13 protein-coding genes are annotated in these 19,872 nt (G+C 67.8%); 8 read left to right on the top strand and 5 right to left on the bottom strand.

The window, feature by feature from the left end; translation table 11 throughout:
• Window positions 1–10 precede the first annotated feature (10 nt).
• Window positions 11–1,060: a serine hydrolase domain-containing protein gene (locus OG948_RS02950; RefSeq protein ID WP_406293575.1), complete on the top strand. Its 1,050-nt coding sequence runs from the start codon at window positions 11–13 to the stop codon at window positions 1,058–1,060.
• 39 nt (window positions 1,061–1,099) lie between these two features.
• Here OG948_RS02950 and OG948_RS02945 read toward each other — a convergent pair whose 3' ends face one another.
• On the bottom strand, window positions 1,100–1,348 hold the full coding sequence (locus tag OG948_RS02945) for a hypothetical protein (RefSeq protein WP_406293573.1): 249 nt from the start codon (window positions 1,346–1,348) through the stop codon (window positions 1,100–1,102).
• Between the two features lie 405 nt (window positions 1,349–1,753).
• Entirely contained in the window at window positions 1,754–2,140 is a 387-nt protein-coding gene (locus tag OG948_RS02940; RefSeq protein WP_406293571.1) for a hypothetical protein, read from the bottom strand.
• A 407-nt stretch (window positions 2,141–2,547) separates the two neighbouring features.
• Between OG948_RS02940 and OG948_RS02935 the strand changes: the two genes are divergently transcribed.
• From OG948_RS02935 to OG948_RS02910, 6 genes are all read left to right on the top strand, one after another.
• Complete coding sequence (locus OG948_RS02935) at window positions 2,548–4,152, top strand: hypothetical protein (protein WP_406293569.1); 1,605 nt, start codon at window positions 2,548–2,550, stop codon at window positions 4,150–4,152.
• 425 nt (window positions 4,153–4,577) lie between these two features.
• Complete coding sequence (locus OG948_RS02930) at window positions 4,578–5,456, top strand: helix-turn-helix domain-containing protein (protein WP_406293567.1); 879 nt, start codon at window positions 4,578–4,580, stop codon at window positions 5,454–5,456.
• 75 nt (window positions 5,457–5,531) lie between these two features.
• On the top strand, window positions 5,532–5,747 hold the full coding sequence (locus OG948_RS02925; protein ID WP_406293565.1) for a hypothetical protein: 216 nt from the start codon (window positions 5,532–5,534) through the stop codon (window positions 5,745–5,747).
• A gap of 666 nt (window positions 5,748–6,413) precedes the next feature.
• Window positions 6,414–6,701: a DUF397 domain-containing protein gene (locus OG948_RS02920; RefSeq protein ID WP_406293564.1), complete on the top strand. Its 288-nt coding sequence runs from the start codon at window positions 6,414–6,416 to the stop codon at window positions 6,699–6,701.
• A 1,220-nt stretch (window positions 6,702–7,921) separates the two neighbouring features.
• Window positions 7,922–14,284: an RHS repeat-associated core domain-containing protein gene (locus OG948_RS02915; protein WP_406293562.1), complete on the top strand. Its 6,363-nt coding sequence runs from the start codon at window positions 7,922–7,924 to the stop codon at window positions 14,282–14,284.
• A 94-nt stretch (window positions 14,285–14,378) separates the two neighbouring features.
• A complete protein-coding gene (locus OG948_RS02910) occupies window positions 14,379–14,813 on the top strand; it encodes a PH domain-containing protein (RefSeq protein WP_406293560.1) in 435 nt (144 codons plus the stop codon).
• Between the two features lie 371 nt (window positions 14,814–15,184).
• Here the strand turns inward: OG948_RS02910 and OG948_RS02905 are convergent, their stop codons facing one another.
• Together OG948_RS02905 and OG948_RS02900 are read right to left on the bottom strand one after the other, a co-directional pair.
• The gene (locus OG948_RS02905) at window positions 15,185–15,697 is read right to left on the bottom strand and encodes a pyridoxamine 5'-phosphate oxidase family protein (RefSeq protein WP_406293558.1); all 513 of its coding nucleotides are present in this window, start codon (window positions 15,695–15,697) and stop codon (window positions 15,185–15,187) included.
• A gap of 32 nt (window positions 15,698–15,729) precedes the next feature.
• Window positions 15,730–17,298: an MFS transporter gene (locus tag OG948_RS02900; protein WP_406293556.1), complete on the bottom strand. Its 1,569-nt coding sequence runs from the start codon at window positions 17,296–17,298 to the stop codon at window positions 15,730–15,732.
• A 137-nt stretch (window positions 17,299–17,435) separates the two neighbouring features.
• On the opposite strand from OG948_RS02900, the gene OG948_RS02895 reads away from it, so the two are divergent.
• A complete protein-coding gene (locus OG948_RS02895; protein ID WP_406293555.1) occupies window positions 17,436–18,662 on the top strand; it encodes a LysR family transcriptional regulator in 1,227 nt (408 codons plus the stop codon).
• Between the two features lie 214 nt (window positions 18,663–18,876).
• Here the strand turns inward: OG948_RS02895 and OG948_RS02890 are convergent, their stop codons facing one another.
• Entirely contained in the window at window positions 18,877–19,743 is an 867-nt protein-coding gene (locus OG948_RS02890; RefSeq protein ID WP_406293553.1) for a helix-turn-helix transcriptional regulator, read from the bottom strand.
• Window positions 19,744–19,872 lie beyond the last annotated feature (129 nt).

Here is a 19,872-nt window from a genome sequence, read left to right as displayed (position 1 = left end):
TACCTTCGAGATGCCCGACTACCGGAAGCTGCGTCGCAACGCCGAGGCAGTCTCGGCCCTGGGAATCCCGGCTGTTCAGGCGAGGGCGACGACCCGCTACGCCACCTGCGCCGCTCGCGTCGGCGTCGCCGATGTGCGCACCGGTAGCGCGATCCCCGCCGACGGCGCGTTCCGGATCGCCAGCACGTCCAAGTCCTTCACCGCCACCGTGGTCCTCCAACTCGTCGGCGAGGGACGCCTTGGACTCGACGACCCGGTCGAACGCTGGCTGCCCGGGATCGTGGCCGGCCGACCGATCACGATCCGCCAACTGCTCCAACACACCTCAGGCCTGCAGGACGCCCTCCCGACGTGGAACTCCAAGGCGGAGTACCTACAGATGCGCTACCAGCGTTTCTCCACAAAGGACTTGGTGGCAAACGGGGTCGCCCTGCCGCAACTCTTCGACCCCGGCAAGGGCTGGGCCTACTCCAACACCGGCTACATGATCGCCGAACTGCTCATCGAACGCATCACCGGACAGCCGTGGGACCGCGAGTTCGACCGCCGCATCTTCCGGCCGCTGGGCATGCGACACACCTACTGGCCCGGGACCTCGCCGGACATCCGGCTGCCACACGCCAAGCAGTACCAGCGCTTCGACGGCGAACTCGTCGACGTCACCTCCCAGATCCCCTCGTACCCGGCCGGCGGCATCGTCTCCACCACCCGCGATCTCGACACCTTCTTCCGGGCGCTCCTCGGTGGACGCCTCCTGCGCCCCGCCGAACTGACCGCGATGAAAACCACCCGGCCGGTCAGCTCCGAGATCGCGGAGATCTGGCCCGGCGGCGAGTACGGCCTCGGGCTGGTCTCCCGACCGCTATTCGGCGTCGATCGCTACTGGGGCCACGACGGCGGCGACTCGGGATCCATCGTGATCCTCGGCGTCACCGACGACGGCCGACGAGGGGCAGTGGTCTCCATGAACTTCGCCCTGGACGGAAGCAAGCCCGAATTGCTCTCCCAACAACGCGCCGCCGACAAGGTCGTCACCGACGCGCTCCGGCCACCCCGATAGCAGCCGCACAAGGGGTCTTATGACGGTCGGTTGATGGGTTCAGCGTTCCGGTCGTGCGTCGTGCGTCGTGCGTCGTGCGCCGTAGGTCTTGGGTGTTGGGTCGTGAGGATCCGACAGGTCGTGAGTGGTGGTCGTCGAGCCGTTGTTGCCCTCGATGCAGCTCACGGTGGCCTGCGAGCGGATCACCGCCAGACGGTCGACGGGGTGCTCTTCCGGGATCGAACCCGGGTGGTCCGACGGGAACTGCCCGAGCGATTCGGGCCGTGGGTCATCGTCCGCGCGGGTCATCGTCCGCGCGGGGCACCGCCGCCGATCGGCAACGATACCCGGGCACCGAACCTGTCCGCATTGCGGCGCACGAAGATCGCTCAGCACGGGGGATCCGGCCGTAGGGCCTCCGTCATGGCGGCGGGCATGTGGGGGCGTGGCTGTGGACTCCACGTTCGTGCGCCACGCCCTCCCGGGACGCCGGCCGTGCGCCGTCGCCCCGGGCCGGCCGGCACCAGTGCGGGACACCGTCGGCACCCCCTCCACGGCTGCTTGCTGTCGCCCCGCGTTGCGACGTTCCAGCCATCGGCCGGCTGTTGGGGCCACATTGCCATCAGAGCGGACCGAGGCCGGATGGGAGGCCAATCGCCACCGCTCATGGACGCGCCGACCCTCGGTGGACCTGAAGACGCGGTCTCTCCTCACTCATGGGGTCGGCATGCCTCCGCGGGGGCTGTTGACCACGATCGGCAGCGATCCTTCGACGAGGTAGGGGTGCTCCGGGAAGTAGTCGATGTGGAGGTGGCCGCCGTCCTCGGCGGTGGCCATGTCTCGGAGGTTGGCCGCGAGGACCGCCCTGGCGCCGGAATCGCCGTTGATCAGCAGAACCCGCCGCGAGGCATCCAGCTCCAACCGAACACCGGCACCGGAGGCATTCCCGACCTCGATTCCAGCCAAGGTGTCACTGCCGGGTCCGGCCGTGGAGCCGACGTACCCGCCGCCCTCGGCCACTGTGTCTGCCAGGTCGGCCAGTTCCTTCGCCGATGCGGTGAGATCCACTTCGCCGCACAGGGGATCGACAATCAGTCGCACAGCAGCACTCCTTCGAACGTCGTTCCGAACTCCATGATCCCGTCGGAGGAATCAGCCCGCGTTCGCCCCGCAAACCCGACCGGCGCGGCCCGGCGCGGCGCCTCGGGGCCACTCGTCCGCCTGTTGTCCTGGTCGCCCCGCTCACGCGGGGGACGTGCTTGCGACAATGCGCGAGCCGACTTCGCCGAGACGGTCGCCCCGCGTCCGCAAGGATCGATCGCCCGAAGTTTCGGCCGCCGATTGCCCGTTGGTCGTCCACGTGTGCGAGTGCGGGCGTTCATCCGGGGACGTGGTTGCCCGGGCCGGTCGTTTCTCGATGGGCCCGAGGTAGGCATCGCTCGGGCCGTCCGCATGGCGGATTCGCGATTTCGAGTGCGTGATCGTCCGCGTCCTGGCACGATTCCCGCATGCCTGACGATCGGGGGAGCACAGCAGATCTCGTCCTGCTCATCCATGGGACAGGGGCCCACGACAAGGCACAGCAGGACGAGGGTCCTCGTTGGTGGCAGCGGGGCAGTTCGACGTGGCGAACCTTTGACGAGCTCCTGCCCGACCATGTTGAACTTCCTTCCGAGGGCCGACTGTTCCACTGGAGCGGTCGGAACGCGCAGTCGCATCGCTACGCGAGTGCGAACAGGCTGCTGGCCACGCTGATTCGACTGGAATGTCAAGGTCGCGCCTACCACTTGGTCGGGCACAGTCACGGTGGTTCGTTGATCTGGGAAGCGCTGTTGTCCGCGCAGGTCATCCACGCGAGCGGCGTTGTGCCATCCGAACTGGCGACTCATCTGGTGAACGAGGAGCTTCCCGGTGACGTCCCGGAATCGGGACTCGGTGACCGACGCGTCGTCGACCTCGCCAAACTTGCCGGGCTGCGTAGTTGGACGACTGTCGGGACTCCGTTCCTCACCTATCGGACGAAGTGCGACCCTCGCGAGGAGTCGTCGGTGACCGTCTCGGTCCCCGCCCCGGACCCAGGGCGCCGGGAGCGATTAGATGCAGATGGTGCCCGCGGTCCGACATTCCTGGGCTGTGGGTTCGGCGTGGCGGCGGTGGGGCTTTTCGGTTGGCTGGTGTGGATCAATCGGGACGACCGGACGCCGAGGTCCGTCCTCACCTCCGGATGTGGCCTCACCTTGTGTGCGTTGATTGTCCTCATGCTGTTGTGCGCCGGTGGGTGCGCGGTCTCGGCCCTGTATCGCAGGACGTTGTCGGAGTCTTTGGCCGAGCGGGAGAAGGCGGCCGAGGTGGTTTTCGCGCGACGCGGGAACGCCTGGTTGGGATTGTGGGCCGAGGGCGACGAGGCCATCGCGGGACTTCGTCGCGCGCTGTGGGTACAGGCGAACGTCCGAAGGCCGGTCGAGGCATCGAGCCCGCCCAAGGCGCTTGAGGTCCCGTTCGAGGTCCCGACGCCGATTGCTCTTGTCGAACTCGCGCCGGAGGTCTCCACCCACCGGTTCCGTGTCTTCCTGCGTCTACTCCTGTGGGCGGCCAACCGACTCGCCCCATGGTGGACGAGAAACCTGTACAGGGGGGCGGTCCGCAAGGCATTGGGGCAGGACGTCCACTACACCCGGGTGGTGTCCGTGAACCCGCTGCCGCTGCCGGGTGTGCCCGCGCGGCCCGGCCTCCCGCATGCCGTGCAGGCGCGGATGGAGGTCCGTTCGGCCGAGCGGGTCGCCCGGATCGCCCCGGTTCTGCGGCGGTTGCTGGCCCCGACGGCCCTCGTCGACACCCCGTCGCCGGATCCGTTGGTCGGAGCGAACAGGGACGATCTCGCGTCGGCCGCCGAGGCGCTGCTGCATACGTCCTACTTCGAGGATCCGGACGTCTGCTTGTTGATCGCCGCGCACATACGACACCACGCGTCCCGACCGCCCGGTGTGGAACCGCCGCCGCTGCTCATGGATGATCCGCTGTTGGACACATGGCTTCGGGGTGTCTATGAGCATGCGCGAGCGGTGGTGCCGGCTCCCGAACAACGCAACCCGGCGCGGTCGAAGCTGCGTTGACCCGCGCAGGACCGTGGGGCCGCGACGTGTGGGCGTTGAGATCGCGGAAGCCGGACACGACGGGTTCGAAGCCCGGCGACCGTTTCGGCGCGGAGTGAGATCGCCCCTGCACGGGTGACGGGCTCTCCTGCGATCTGACTGTCACCGGTCCCGCCGTGTGTCCATGCCCGCCCGGCCCGCGGCTACGGGTATCGAATCCCCGTGACACCGGGCCACGTTGGGCATGGAATTACCGCGATCGGGTACAAATCCGTGCCACCATTCCCTGACGGCGTCGATCTGACATTGCAGGAGGCCGCATTCGTTTCGATGATTGCGATGCAGCACCACCGGATCGCTCTGCGCATCCCGCTTATCTCGTTCCGACGCGGTCATGCGACACTTGCGGGCAATCGAAACGTAGCCGCCCCAGAGGAGCAAGACGCATGGCAGACCCGATGGTCCAACGGAGGTTGGTCGGCAAGGGATTGCGCACCGCGCGAACGGAAGCCGACATCAGTCAGTCGGAAGCAGCCAAGGAACTCGAGTGGTCCGCTTCGAAGTTGACGCGGATCGAGAAGGGCGACACCGCACCCAGCAAGAACGATCTCGAGGCCGCGCTGCGGCTGTACGAGGTGTGGGGAACACCGATCGGTGAGGAACTCGTCGAACGTGGGATCGAGGCGCGGAAGAAGCCCTGGTGGCAGGAGTTCCTGGACCCCACCGCGGGCACGCGGGAGGGTCGCTGGGGGAAGTTGTTGTCGTTCGAGTCGGAAGCCGTGGCAATCGATGGCTACGAGCCCTCGATCATCCCCGGTTTACTGCAGACCGAGGCATACGGCCGCGAGGTGTTGCGTCATCTCGCCGTGAAGCCGGGGCAGGTGGAGAACCTCGCACGCCTACGTTCGCGGCGCCGGGAAGAGGTCTACGGGGAAGGTCGCAGGCACCCTCGGGTGCGCTTCGTTCTGGACGAGGCGGTGGTGCTGCGACGGATCGGCGCTCCCCGTGATCCTTCGATCATGGTCGCCCAACTGCGTTACCTGAAGGACCAGGTGACACGGCACCACATCGACCTGCGTGTCATTCCGTTCGATCGAGGCATGCACGCCGGGCTCAGCGGCCCCATCAGCATCTACGAGTTCGAGACCTCCGGCCTGGACGCGGTGGCCTTCGTCAAGGAGGCGGTGTTCGTTCAGGACGGCGGGGCGAACGAATACCTCGAGACGTTCCAGGCCCTGCACGACCTCGCGCTCTCACCCGAGAAGACCATGAGGTTGATCGACAGCGTGATCGACGCCATGTCGACGGAGGTGGAAGCCCACTAGCAATCGCGGGTGTTCCGGGATCGTTTCAAGGCGACAGCGAGGTATGCCATGAGATCACCAAGGCGCCCGAAGTGGATGCCTGGCGTCAAATGGTGGAAACGTTGGTTGGACGGCAGGCATCCCATCGCGGCGGCGAGTGTGGCCACCGGCATGGCCGTCCTCTTCGTGTTCGGCATCCTGGCGGTTGTCGCCGAGCCCGTCTATCTGTTCGGCCTCGCGATATTCGTGGCATCGGCGGCCCTGGCGATGCGGCTGCGCGCGATGCGGCGCAAGCGGAGACTTCGGCTATGAGGCCCTGCGCCCCGGCAGGTTGCCTTCGTGCCTCATCGGGCGCGTCGACGGTCGTTTGACGGGCTCGCGCCGAGCCACCGGTTGCTGTCTGGCCGGCTCGTCATCGACCGTCGGATGCCCCACCGAAAAAGGGGCGAACCAGCCTGCGCCGACGGCGACGATCACTCCGGCCAACACGGGAAGAGCGACACCCCATGCGCTGCCTTGATCGGCCGTGGCGGTTCGCGTCAGAAACGCGGCTCCGACTGCCGCGAAGCCGACCACCGCCAGATACGCTCCCGCCATCAGACGTGGTCTGCCGCGTGCGGAACGCGAGAAATCTTTCGAAAAGCTGCGAGTCGGGCGCTTCCGGCCAGCCACGCTTTCTCCCTCGGTAGCGTTCACAGCCAACGTAGGCGCACTCACCCCGGCAAACTATGCCCAAGCGGGGCGAATCACCCAATCGGGGTAGCCTCCTGCCTCGCTTGTCGTCTCATCGCGGTCCGATACACCGCTTCCACTAGTCCAAGTGTGCCTCAGTGCGCTTTGATTTAGCAGGCAGATCTCAAACTGCGATTACCAAGCGTAGTCGCTTCAGAAGGTGACGGACGCGAGATCCGCGTATCCGGCGGGTGAATTTCCGCTTACCGCCTCATCGCGACCGAACGTCCGTCGGGGGGACCTTGCGTGACTGAGACAGTGGGCGCCCACCGGGCTCTTCCATGGCGCAAGAGCTCCGCCTCCACCGAGGTCAACTGCGTGGAGACGGCACTCGCCACCGAAAATGTGCTGGTCAGAGACTCGAAGACGGCGGATGGCAGGTGTGTCCGCGTAGAGCGGACCTCTTGGGTCAGCTTCCTCGGCGTCCTGCGCGACAGCGCGGAAGCAGATCGCCAACAAATTTCTCAACATATCGATACGAATGGACATAATCCGAAAAATCACAACGGATTTCGGGCAGGATGGCAAAGGTGATTCATTCGAAACTCGATATGAGAGTGCGGCAGCAGTCATCATGATTCTGATGGCCAAAAGCAGCCCGATGCCGCACATCACCTGATCCGATTCGTCTCGGCTGCCTCATCAGGCCGGCCCATCCCTGTAGTCGCGAACGAAGCGGTTCACGGTTCACGCTGCCGCAAAGGGCCCCGTGTGCGCGGATTGCTCACCACCGGCGAGTGGACGGCGCGCTCGTCGGGAGTCGTCCCGCACATGCGGGGAGTTCCCCCGACGGCACACCGCCGCCGTCGGGGGAGGCCGTCGGTCCGCGTCCACGCGCGCGTGCTTCGTCGCGTGGCTCGTGCGGGCGATCCGGCGGGCCTGCCTTGTCGTGTTCGTGTGATGTCCACGTGCCGCAGATGTCGCCGGTCTGCAAGCAACAGTCCCGCACGGGTGCGCCGCGGTGCCCGGGAGAGCACCACCGAGTCGACTCGCGCCCCGGGCCCATCCGTCTCGTCGTCCCGTCGCCGGTCAAGATCTGGCATCGCATCGAGTTCTCCGCCCAAGTGGAACAGCACCACAGCGAGTGCCGCGACGAAGCGCAAACCATCGAGGACGGCCAGACGTTGGCCGCCACCGTGCTGAGTCCTACCACCCGGGGCGGAGCGGTGGCGGGCCGCACGGGAGGCCTCTGCGGTCTGCGGCGCGGGTGACGACGGACGCACCGGCGGTGCCGACGATGCCACAGGACAGCGACAGAGCGACGAACCCGCACGCGGCGGATAGTCGCGGATAGGGACGTGCGACGGGAGGCGAATGCCTCATGAGGCGTACTCCCGGGTGTGGTGTTCGGGGTGACGCGAACGCGCATGAGTGCGCGAAACCTACCGGTTGGCCAAGCGTGCGACCAGGTGACGCAGATCACTTCCCAAAGGTCGTGGTGTCGACAAGTACTCACGCCGCCATGTCCTGCCGGTGGATTGTCGCCTATGGATCCCAACGGGTGATCTGGACCCACGGGGGACTATCGACAGGCCGTGGGAGTTGTAGTGACGAACCCCACATTCGCTTCGGGAATCCCCTTTGCCGACAAGGGACTTGGGCTCGTACGGTGCGCTCCGTCTGTGGTCTTTCGCCTGTTCGAGGGCGGGATCCGTCCTGTCCCGATGGGGGTCGTGCTGATGCGTGTTCGGTCGTGGAGAACGGGCGATTCCCGTTGGGGGCGGGGTCGTTCGGCCCGGTTCCTGGTGGCGGGTGTGACCGTGCTGGCGTTGACGGCGAGCGTGGGCCCGGCCCAGGCGGCGAGTTGGATCAAGAACGGGCCGGACCCGGGCGCCTGGTCGCCCCGCGACCTGCCCAAGACCCCGTCGGTGAACGGGAAGAAGGCCGACGTCGCCAAGTCGTCGCCGCTCAAGGGCGACGGCCGCGGCTCGTGGAAACCCACCGCCACCACCTGGCCGAAGGCGGCCGAGGCAGAGACCGCCCCGGCGCCCGCCTCCGGGTTCGTCGCCCGCGGCGGATCCTCCTTGCTGGCCGCCCCCTCCGGCGGCAACGCCCCCGGCACCCCGGTCTGGATCACCACTCCGGACACGAACGGTCCCGGCCCGCTGCGCGCCGGCGCCCCCGCAACTGCCGTTCCCAAGGCCCCGGGTCGGGTCAAGGTCACGGTCGCCGACCACGCCGCCGCCGAACGTGCGGGCGTCGACGGTGTCTTGGTCACCGTCCGCAGCACGGACGCCGACGTCGCCCCCGGCAAGGTCACGGTCGGCGTCGACTACGGCGCGTTCAAGGACGCGTTCGGCGCCGACTGGTCCTCGCGGTTGCGTCTGGTGGCGATGCCGGAGTGCGTGCTGACGACGCCCGACATCGCGGCCTGCCGGGTCAAGACCCCAGTGGCCGGTGCGCGCAACGACCGGGTCAAGAACCGCGTACTCGCCGACGTCGACCTGCCCGCAGCCCCGCCGACCTCCGCACGGTCGGCGAACGCGCCCACCCCGAGCGGCGCTTTGGTCTTCGCGGCGACCGCGGAGGCGTCCGGACCGTCCGGCGACTACAAGGCGACCTCGCTGTCCCCGTCCGGCTCGTGGTCGACAGGCTCCAACTCCGGTTCCCTGAACTGGTCGTACGGGGTTGCCATGCCACCTACGATCGATGGCAACGCGCCCACCGTGAACCTGTCCTACAACTCGGGCAGTGTCGACGGTCGGACGACCTCCACGAACAATCAGGCCTCGTGGATCGGTGAGGGTTGGGAGTATTCGCCCGGTTTCGTGGAGCGCTCCTATCAGGCGTGCGCGCGTGACGGCCAGGACACGTCGGGGGAGAGGTGCTGGTCGAGCCAGAACTCCCTGACTTTGTCCCTGAACGGCAAGTCCTCGACCCTGATTCAGGATGACACGGACAAGTCGAAGTGGCGGTTGGAGGGCGATGACGACTCCCGCATCGAGCCGCTCACCGGCGCCGCGAACGGTGACGACAACGGTGAGCACTGGCGCCTGACCAGCGACGATGGTGTCCAGTACTACTTCGGCGTGGGTCACAAGCCCGGCGGCGACAACACCGACGCTGCCACGAACTCGACATGGTCGTCACCGGTGTACGGGAACAACGCAGGCGAACCCTGCAACAAGGCGTCCGGGTTCGACGCGTCGTGGTGTCAGCAGGCGTGGCGCTGGAACCTGGACTATGTCATCGATCCGCGCGGCGGGATGGTCACCTACTGGTACAACGCCGAAAGTAATCGGTACACGCGCGGCGCGGTCCTCGTCGGCTCGGGAACCCTGACCGAGTACACGCGTGGCGGCAGCCTGGCCAAGATCACCTATGGTTCGAAGAAGTCCGACGCCGCTCCGCCGACCGCGCAGGTTGTTTTCGATACCGCCGAACGCTGCCTGAAAAAGGACGGCTTCGACTGTGACCCGGCCAAGATGACCAAGGTCAACGCCGCCAAATGGCCCGACGTACCCGTCGACAAGCAATGCGCCACCGCTGGCAAATGCGAGGTGTACGGGCAGACGTTCTTCTCCACCCGTCGGTTGACGATGATCAAAACCCAGTCGCTGGTCGGGGCCGGCTACCAGACCGTGGACGAGTACGCCCTCGACCAGGACTACCCGGACCCGCAGGACGGATCCTCACCGACGTTGTGGCTGAATTCGATCACCCGCACCGCCTGGGACGGCACCAGGAAGATCGACGTCGCGTCGGTGGATTTCGCTGGTCAGTTCATGCACAACCGGGTCGACGCGGGTGGTGACTTGGCGCCGCCGATGAACCGGCGCCGTGTGACCGGCATCACGAACGAGACTGGCGGCCAGACGACGGTCTCCTACAACACTCCCGAGTGCGCACCGGCGTCCCTGCCCACTCCGGACGCCAACACCCGGGCGTGCTTCCCGAGTTGGTGGAACTACGATGCGGACGCGGAGCCGGTGCTGCACTGGTTCCACAAGTACACCGTCGCCGAGGTCACCGAACACGACATCGCCACCACGGCTCCCAACCGCTCCACTCGGTACGAGTACGTGGGCGGTGCCGCCTGGCACCGCGACGACTCCGAACTCACCGAGGACAAGGAAGCCTCCAGGCCCAAAAGCAAGGACCGCCGGACCTGGAACCAGTACCGCGGCTACGGCCAGGTCATCACCCGCACCGGCGTGGCGCCCGATCCGGTGACTCGGTCCGCTGCCTTCTACCTGCGTGGTATGGACGGTGACGTGAAGAAGGACGGCACCAAGCGCGTCGTCACCCTCACCGACTCCACCGACCAAAGCCTCGTCGACGCCAACCAGCACGCGGGGTTCGCGTACGAGACGCAGACATTCACCGGCGACGGCGGCACGCTGGCCGCAACGTCCCTGAGTACCCCGTTCTCCTCGGCAGTCACCGCCACCCACGCCCGCCCCCGCGGCCTGCCGCCGCTGACTGCCCGCCGTATCGCGACGGAGAAGACCCGCACCCGCAGCCTTCTTGCCGACAACTCGTGGCGCGAGACCTCCAAGACCACCACGTTCGAACCGGCCCACGCCCTCCCGGAGACCATCTCCGACAAGGCCGACGGCCTGCCCGAGTACTGCACCAGGACCACCTACGCGCACAACACCACCGCGTGGATCATCGGCAAACCCACCGAGAGCCTGTCCCTCGTCGGGAACTGCGCTACCGCAGCGGCCCAGGGCACCGTGTACGCGTGGTCGCACACCCTCTACGACAACAAGCCCTTGGGCGAACTCGGTGCCATCGGTGACGTCACCTCGACCGATGCGGTCGTCGACTACAAGGCGGACGGCACTCCCAACTGGGTCACCACTGCCAAGTCGGAGTACGACGGCTACGGCCGAGTAACCAAGGCCACCGACGCGGAGAACAAGGCCACCTCCACCACGTACACCCCCGCCGCGGGTACGCTGCCCACTACGGTCACCACCACCGGTCCCACCGGTTGGACCAACACGACCACATACGCCGGGGCCCGCAACCTCTCCGTCAAGATCGTCGACGCCAACGGTCTGGCGACCGAGCAAGAGTACGACGCCCTCGGCCGGCTGATCGCGGTGTGGAAGCCGGGTCGCACGAAGGCGGATAATGCGGATCTGCAGTTCGCGTACGCGCCCAGCAAGACCGGGCCCTCCGTCGTTACCACCAAGACCCTGCGTCTCAACAACACGTACGCGACCTCGCACCGGATCCTGAACAGTTTCCTCCAGGAGCGGCAGACACAGTCGACGACCGCGACCGGTGACCCCGGTCGGGTGGTCACCGACACCTTCCACGACAGCCTCGGCCGCCCGGCCAAGACGAACCAGCCCTACTTCAACGCGACTTCCGGCCCGGACACGGCGGTGTTCGTCGGCAATGACAACGAGATCTCCGGACAGAACACGGTCGTCTACGACGGGATGGGCCGCACCACCGCCCAGGTCTTCTCCTCCAAGGCGAAGGAGCAGTGGCGCAGCACCACCGCCTACGCCGGTGCCGACGAGACCCGGGTCACCCCGCCGCCCGGCGGTACCGCCACGCTGTCGATCAGCGACGCGCGGGGGAAGCCGAAGGAACTGTGGGTGTACCGCGGCGGCACACCCACCGGCACCGACTTCTCGAAGACGGTCTACACCTACACCCCGCGCGAAGAGTTGAAGGCAGTCACCGACGCGGGCGGCAACACCTGGACGTACACCTATGACTTCCTCGGCCGCAAGACCCACGTCGAGGACCCGGACAGAGGCTCGCTGGACACCCGCTACGACTTGGTCGGCCGTGTGCTGGACACGACCGATGCACGGGGCCGGAAGCTCGTGTACGTCTATGACGGGCTGGGCCGCAAGACGGCTTCCTACAAGGAAGCCATCGCCGACGTGAACCTTCTGGCCGAGTGGACGTACGACCGGTACGCCAAGGGCCCGGCCGACGGCTCCTCCCGCTACATCGGCGGCCGGTCGGGCGCGAAGTACACGAGCGAGATTACTGGCTTCAAGCCCGGTACCTATCTGCCGTCCGGTACGCGCACGACGATTCCCTCGGTCGAGGGCAAGCTCGCAGGCGTGTACCAGACGAGCACCGAGTACGAGCCGGTACTGGGACTGCCGGTGCGTACCGACGTCGGCGGCTACGGCGGTCTGCCCGCCGAGGGCTTGACGTTCGCCTACAACGACGGCGGCCTGCTCACCGAACGCGGCGGCGCGCGCGGTTATTTGAACTGGGCGGACTACGACCCGTTCGGCCGTAACACCCGCGCGGTCCTGGGTGCAGAACCTCGTCAGGCGGCGTTCACCAGCACCTACGACCCCGCGACCGGGCGCCTGTTGTCGACCGCGTGGGACAAGCAGACCGCGACCACCACCAGCGTGGACGCCACCACCTACACCTACAAGCCGTCCGGTGACGTCAGCTCGATCAAGAGCGTTCGCGACAACAACACCACCGACACCCAGTGCTTCGCCTACGACGGCAACCGCCGCCTGAAGGAGGCCTGGACCGACACCGCCGGCACCACTGCCCTCCCCGCGCCCAGCGTCCCCGGCGTTGGCGGCTGCAGCACCCAGACCCCGACCAAGACGACGGTCGGCGGCCCGGACGCGTACTGGCAGACCTTCGACTACGACGTCGTAGGCAACCGCATCAAGCTAGTCGACCATGACGTGACCGACGACCCGGCCAAGAACATCACCACCGACTACGGCTACCGCCCCGGTGCCCAGGCCGGCGGCGACCGCACCCACCGCCTGGACAGCGTCTCTGTCAAAAACGGCGCCGCCGCCCCGGTCACCACCAACCTGACCTACGACCAGGCCGGCAACACCAAAACCCGACCCGGCACAGGAGGCGCCCAGACGCTGACCTGGGACGAGGAGGACAAGCTCACCACCGTTGCCTCCGCAACCGGCACCAGCGAGTACGTCTACGACGCCGACGGCAACCGCATCATCCGCCGCGAGAATGGCAAGAGCACCCTCTACCTCGGGGCGGACGAACTCACCGCCAACACAGACGGATCGGGCTCCGTTGTCGGCACCCGCTACTACCCCACCGCCGGCGGCGCCACCGTCGTCCGCAACGGCTCCGGCGCGGTCACCTTCATGGCGGCCGACCACCACGGCACCCCGAACAGCATCCTCGACGCCGCTACCCTCACCGCCACCCGCCGCCAATCAAAGCCCTTCGGCGAACCGCGCGGCACACAACCCAGCCAAGCGAACGGCCAATGGCCCGACGACAAGGGCTTCCTCGCCAAGCCCATGGACGCCACCGGCCTCACCCACGTCGACGCCCGCGAGTACGACCCGGGCCTCGGGCGCTTCATCAGCGTGGATCCGATCATGGATCTGACCGACGCCCAACAGATGAACGGCTACACCTACGGCAACAACAGCCCCCTCACGCTCAGCGATCCCGATGGGCTTCGGCCGCTCGGAGCCTGTGATCCCGGCGTCGCGTGCGAGGCGGGCAGAGGCGAATCGTGGACGTACCAGGGAAGCGAAGGTTGGACATACCAGAAGCAGACCGAGGTGTCCAACGAGACTCGGTACACCCACGGCACCCTCATCAGGACCGAGACCGTTCCGGACGTCGGCGGCGTCCGCAAGGGCAAGTACTCAACCGTCACGTACCGCCCGGCGCCGGTCTACAAGAAACCGCCGCGCAAGAAGATGGATCACCCGATCGTCAGCCTGGTGAAGAAGACGGTGGAGCACCGAGGGGTGATCGCCAGCCTCGGTGCCACTGCGTGGTGCTTCGCGCCGGGTGTCGGCTGGGCGACATGCGCGGCGGCGCAGGCCGGCGCCTACGCCGTCCGAACCCAACAAACCGTACAAGAGGAGGGTGGCTTCACGAAGAACTGGCAACAGATTACGTTCGATGGGGTTGTGACCACGATGAGCACAGGCATTGGCGTCTCGATGCGGTTCGCAACCGTGTTGAAGCCCGGTCCGTGGAAGCAGGCCGCCACCGGTGCTCCGGGTCTGTTCACGATCGAAAGCGGGACTCAGGCCGGAGGTGGGGTGCTCGCCAGGATCGGTGCTCGTTGGCCCGTGTCCCAAGGAGCCGAGGCATATCATCCGTTCTATGCACTCACGACCTCGACCCCGACGATCATCAACGCGGTCAGGAAGATAGGCGAGTGATGATGGCGCGGACGCCGTCACTCGATGTTCTCTCGTCTCATCGCGGCTCGGGCCCTCGCCCGGGTCGCCCGTCCTAAGGGAAGCGGCCCCAGGAATGAGTCGTTCGGTTGTCCCGGAGACTTTGCACAGTCCATGGCGGGGGTATCAGGTCGGACTGGGCTCGGTGCTCGCCTTCACCGGTCTCGCGACCTTCACGTCTCCTCACATCAGCAGTTACGTCGTGGCTGCGGGTCTTCTCGCGGTCGGGCTCTGGTGTGCCGTGCAGGCCTCCCGCAGTGGAGTGCTGATCTCACCCGAGGGGTTGGTCCACCGGGGCATGGGCTCGAGTCGGTCGATCGCGTGGGAGGAGATCGCCGACATCCGCATCGAGTCGGCCGCGGGCAAGGGCGGTCCGTCGAGCATGACGGTTCTCGTGCTGGTCGACGAGACCGTCGTGGCGTTGCAGAGCCTGGCGGGATACCGGGGGCGTTCGGACAACGCACGGGTGGAGCGGCAGACCGCTCGCCTCCGGGAAATCTGGCAGCAATAGGCGGTATCACGTGGCGCGTTCACTGATGCGAGTGAGCGGTAACGGCATGTTGGTCGGCATCGTCCCGTTGGGACGTTTGGGGTGTTCAGAGACCACGGCCACCACGCCGTCACCATGTGGCCGAGTCAGAATCTGGCGGGGCTCCATTGGGGCGGGCCGCGCGGGTGGAGGCCGCAAGCGGATGGCCGATCTGGACCCGTGTGCGGCGCCCGGTCGGGGAAGCCGAAGGCCGCTCCCACCACCGCACGCCTTCTCCAGCGCGTCGTCCGTGCCCGGCATTCACCCCGGGCAGACCTCGGCCCCGCTCACGCGCCCTGGTCGGCCCCGCCTATGCGGGCGGGGCCGACCAGGGCGCGGTTGGGGCGAGCTGTTCAGTGTGGGGAAGCCCCCGAGCCGACGGGCGTCCGGAGGGGCTGCCACAGGGTGTTGCGGAGGTCGGTGCCTCGGACGAGTTGGATGCGCCAGGGGTCGATCCGAAGCACGTGGTAGTCGGGGTCGTCGGGTCCGCCCTGCCAGTAGCGGGCGGGGTCGTAGCCGACGCCGGGAGGGCTGCCCTTGACGTACAGGTCCCAGGCGTACTCCCGGGTTTCGCGGTCCTCGGCCCATGTGGAGACGCTGTCGACGAAGACGGCGTTCTGGCGAGGGCTCCAGTACGAGTAGGTGGTGTGTGGGTTGTCGGCCAGGTGGGCGGCCTTCACCGGGGTCTTGTAGACCGCGAGCCACCCTCGCGGGGCGCCGTCGACGACCTCCCAGATGGGGAAGAGGACGCGTGCGCGCGGGCGGTGTCGCTTGTCGACGGTGATCATCGTGGCGTACTTGATCTCGCGGATGTAGGAGAAGAACGTGTCCTGGATGTCGGCGAAGTCGCTGACTTTGGTGGCCATGGTGGGCTCCTGAGGTTGTGAGTCGGTGGTGCTCAGCGCGCGACGGGGACGTCGGTGGCGTTCTTGGTCCGTGTCGAGGTCGGAGTAGGGATCTGGGTTGCCGCGCCCGGCGCATCGGTGTCGTCGTCGCCACTCCCGCCGACCGCCGTCGACCCCGAGCGCAGTCCGAACGCCCCGATCACCGCAGCGATGGCGGCCGCCACGAACGGGACGACGAGCGCGGCCCGGTAGCCGTCGAGCTGACCCGAGGCCGAACCGGCCTCCGTTGCCGCGATGTTGACGGCGGTCACGGCGGACAGCCCCAGCGCCGAGCCGAACTGGAACGAGGTGTAGAGCAGGCCGCCGGCGAGACCCTGTTCCTCCTCGTCGACGCCTTCCGTGGCGGCGATGGTCAGCGGCCCGTACGACAGGGCGAAGGCCAGGCCGAGGAGTACGAGGCTCGGCAGCATCGCGAGGTACGTCCAGTCGGAGCCGACCGGCAGGAACAGCGCGTACGCCGCGGACGCGAGCACCAGTCCGCCGAAGATCACCCGGGCGTTGCCGAAGCGCTCGACCAGCTTGGGGGTGAGGAGCGGCGACAGGATGGCGTCGATGCCGATGACGATCATCGCGAAGCTGGTCTCCAGCGTCGACCAGCCGCGCAACTCCTGCAGGTACAGCACGACGATGAACTGGAAACCGAAGAAGCCGCCCGCGAACAGCAGGCCCGACAGGTTGGCGCGGAGCAGTGCACCGTTGCGCAGGATGCCCAGGCGCACCAGCGGCGCGGCCGACCGGCGTTCGATGACGACGAAGGCCACCAGGAGCAGCAGACCGCCGCCGACCGTGGCGAGTGTCTCGACGAGGGTGGCGTGGGCCGCACGTTCGACCCCGAGGACGATGAGCACGATGCCGCCGGTGACGGTCAGGCCGCCGAGGATGTCGAAGCCCTCGCCGGTGCGCGCCGGACGTGGCGACTTCGGGACCACCGCGAGCGCCGCGATCAGGATGAGCGCGGACAGGACGACCGGAGCGAAGAACACCCAGCGCCAGCCCGCCGAGGTCAGCAGGCCGCCCGCGACGAGGCCGATCGAGAACCCGCCGGCGGCGGTCCCCGAGTAGATGAGCAGGGCGCGGTTGCGCTGCGGGCCCTCCGCGAAGCTCGTGGTGATGATGGACAGACCCGCCGGGGTCATGAACGCGGCGGCGACGCCGGTCACGAATCGGGCGACGATCAGCATCCAGCCTTGCGTGGCGAAGCCGCCGAGGCCGGAGAAGAGCAGGAAGACGACAAGCCAGAAGACGAACATCTGCCGCCGTCCGAAGAGGTCGGCCGCGCGCCCGCCGAGGAGCATGAAGCCGCCGTAGCCGAGGACGTAGGCGCTCATCACCCACTGCAACTCGCCGGTGGACATGCCCAGGTCGGCGCGGATCGACGGCAGGGCCACGTTGAGCATGGCCACGTCGATGCCCTCGAGGAAGATCGCGCCGCATAGGACGAGCAGTACGCCCCAGCTGCGTGCTCCGAGGCCGCCGGCACCGTCCGGGGCGTCGCGCGTACCTGTGTTGCTTGTGCTGTTTGTACTGTTAGTGCTGCTTGTGTCGGAAGTTTCTGGGGACATATCGGAAACGCCTCCGGGGCGAGGGGGTGATCGGGACGTCACCACCTTCGTTCCGGACGCCGGGGCGGAACAACGGCGAAGATCTCACCGTTCATGCAGTCCGACTGCATGATCCGACCGACCGCCGTGAGGACCCGATGGAACGCGATGAACTGGAGACCTTTCTGATCCTGGCCGAAGAACTCCATTTCGGCCGGACGGCGGACCGCATGCGCCTTTCGCGCTCACGCGTGAGTCAGCTCGTGAACCGTCTGGAACGGCACGTCGGGGCTCCGCTGTTCGTGCGCACGAGCCGCCGGGTCGGGCTGACCGCGATCGGACGCCAACTGCGCGACGACGTGGCCCCACTCCACCTCGCGCTGGCGGCGGCCGTCGAACGGGCCCGGAGTACCGCGCGCGGCATCGACGCGGTGCTGCACGTCGGATTCTCCACGCCACTCACCGGTGAGATCGTGCTCCGGGCCGCCGAGATGCTCCGGAGCGCCCACCCCGAACTGGCGGTGGAGATCTGCGAAGTGCCCCTCGCCGATCCGTACGGGCAGCTGCGCAACGGGCAGTTCGACGTACAGGTCGCGGAACTGCCGGTACGCGAGATCGACCTCGCCCACGGTCCTGTCCTGCTCCGCGAAGGACGCACGCTGGCGATCGCGAGCGATCACCCGCTCGCGGCCCACGCCGCAGTCGTCTTCGAGGACTTGGCCGACCTGCCGCTACTCACCATCGCCGGGGAACTCCCGGACCATGTACGCGAGTTCCACGCACCGACGCGCACACCCGGTGGGCGGGCGATCGGGCGCGGACCTTCGGTCACCAACATGCAGGAAGCACTCATGATGGTGGCGGCCGGACGCGGGGCTCTGCTGTCGCCCGCCCACGCCTCCGCGTACTTCGCGCGGCCCGGGGTTACTTATGTGCCGTTCCTGGACGCCGAGCCGGTCGACTACGGCCTGGTCTGGCGCAGCGAGGAGAACACGGAGGCGATGCGCGTCTTCGCGCAGGCGATCCGGAACGCGGCACGCGAGGGAGCCGGCGCACCGGCGTCGGGCGGCGGTACGACCGGGCGCGGGCCGGGGCGCGACGAGCACGGGGCCGGGCACGGGCACGCGCGCCCGAGCGACCGGGGGCGGCGTACCGGCACCGACGACGCCGGCGAACGTGTGACGGATCAGGGCGGCGGCGTACCCGAGGGCGTTGCTCCGGCCGAGGTCGCGGTCGCGCGTCACCGGAGTTCGGCGAAGGCGCCCGAGACGTTTCCCTGGGGGTCGCGGTGTAGTTGCCGCCGTCGACCGACGCGGCGCGCCGGAGGCGCCGGCCACATCGTGGTGCGGGCCGCTACCCCCGTGTCCCCGATAGCTCGCCCTTGACAGCGCTTTCGACACCGCAGCCGGGCCGGCGCCCTCGATCGGCTGCCGCGACGGCGCACGAGGCCGTGCATACGGTCCGCAACGGGACGCTGTGAGCAATCACGAGCGTGGTTTCGACTTGGCGGGCCCGCCTCGGCTGCCGTACCCACCACCCACACCGCGCCGCGACCCGCGCCATTCGCCGCGCGCGGGTCGCGTGACGTGAACGACGCGGTCAGGCCCTGCCCGACGCGGTGTCCGCGACGATGTCGGTCAACAGCGACAGGGCTGCCGCCGAGGGTGAATCCGGAGCGGCCGTGAACACGGCGACGCGCTGACCCTCGTCGGGCAGGGCCATGAACTCGATGGTGAGCTGCATCGTGCCCACGACCGGGTGATGGTAGTCGCGTGTGTTCGTACCGCAGTCCCCGACCGTGTGGGCGGCCCACAGCTTGGCGAACTCCGGGCTGGCAAGCGTGAGTTCACCCACAAGAGCGGCCAACCTCGGTTCCTCGGGGTAGCGGCCCGAGATGAGCCGCAGGTCGGCGACGGTCGAGCGCGCCTTGCGGGTCCAGTCCCCGTACAGCTCCCGAGCGTGCGGGTCCAGGAAGAGCAACCTGGCGATGTTGGGGCGATCCGCCGGTCGGGTCGGCGCGGTGAAGTCCACGTGTCCGGCGATCAACGCGTGCGCCATCGGGTTCCACGCGAGCACGTCCAGGAAGCGACCCATCACCAGGGCCGGCACCTGCGCGAACGCGTCGATCATCACGCCGACCGTGGGCCGCACGTGTTCGGGCCTGGCCGCGCGCCGGCGCGGTTTGGCGGCCGGCCGGGCGAGCGTGTACAGGTGCGTGCGCTCGACGTCGTCCAGGCGCAGCACGCGTGCGATCGCGTCGAGGACCGCGTCCGACGCGTTCGGGCTCTGGCCCTGTTCCAGGCGCGTGTAGTACCCGGCGCTGACGCCGGCGAGCTGGGCCAACTCCTCGCGGCGCAGGCCCGGGACGCGTCGGCGCCCGCCGAACGTCGGCAGTCCGGCCTCCTCGGGGGAGAGCACGGCCCGTCGCGAACGCAGGAATTCGCCCAACTCCACATGCGTGTCCATGCACTCGATTGTGCCCGTGACACGGCGGCCGTGCCTGCACCTGCCAGGTGTAGGCACCGGGGAGGTACCCCCGACACGGGGCCGGCTGCCCCGCCGATCCGCACGCAGTCTGGTGTTCGACGCAACGAC

It is taken from the genome of Embleya sp. NBC_00888, assembly GCF_045207655.1.
Lineage (GTDB): Bacteria > Actinomycetota > Actinomycetes > Streptomycetales > Streptomycetaceae > Embleya.
Note: the sequence above shows the minus strand (reverse complement) of the source record. Positions and strands in the feature narration are given on the sequence as shown.

Bases quoted from the DNA above. Each gene is read 5' to 3' on its own strand.
- OG948_RS02950 (WP_406293575.1), top strand. From the start codon at position 11: ATGCCCGACTACCGGAAGCTGCGTCGCAACGCCGAGGCAGTCTCGGCC.
- OG948_RS02945 (WP_406293573.1), bottom strand. From the start codon at position 1,348: ATGACCCGCGCGGACGATGACCCACGGCCCGAATCGCTCGGGCAGTTC.
- OG948_RS02935 (WP_406293569.1), top strand. From the start codon at position 2,548: ATGCCTGACGATCGGGGGAGCACAGCAGATCTCGTCCTGCTCATCCAT.
- OG948_RS02930 (WP_406293567.1), top strand. From the start codon at position 4,578: ATGGCAGACCCGATGGTCCAACGGAGGTTGGTCGGCAAGGGATTGCGC.
- OG948_RS02925 (WP_406293565.1), top strand. From the start codon at position 5,532: ATGCCTGGCGTCAAATGGTGGAAACGTTGGTTGGACGGCAGGCATCCC.
- OG948_RS02910 (WP_406293560.1), top strand. From the start codon at position 14,379: ATGAGTCGTTCGGTTGTCCCGGAGACTTTGCACAGTCCATGGCGGGGG.
- OG948_RS02905 (WP_406293558.1), bottom strand. From the start codon at position 15,697: ATGGCCACCAAAGTCAGCGACTTCGCCGACATCCAGGACACGTTCTTC.
- OG948_RS02900 (WP_406293556.1), bottom strand. From the start codon at position 17,298: ATGTCCCCAGAAACTTCCGACACAAGCAGCACTAACAGTACAAACAGC.
- OG948_RS02895 (WP_406293555.1), top strand. From the start codon at position 17,436: ATGGAACGCGATGAACTGGAGACCTTTCTGATCCTGGCCGAAGAACTC.
- OG948_RS02890 (WP_406293553.1), bottom strand. From the start codon at position 19,743: ATGGACACGCATGTGGAGTTGGGCGAATTCCTGCGTTCGCGACGGGCC.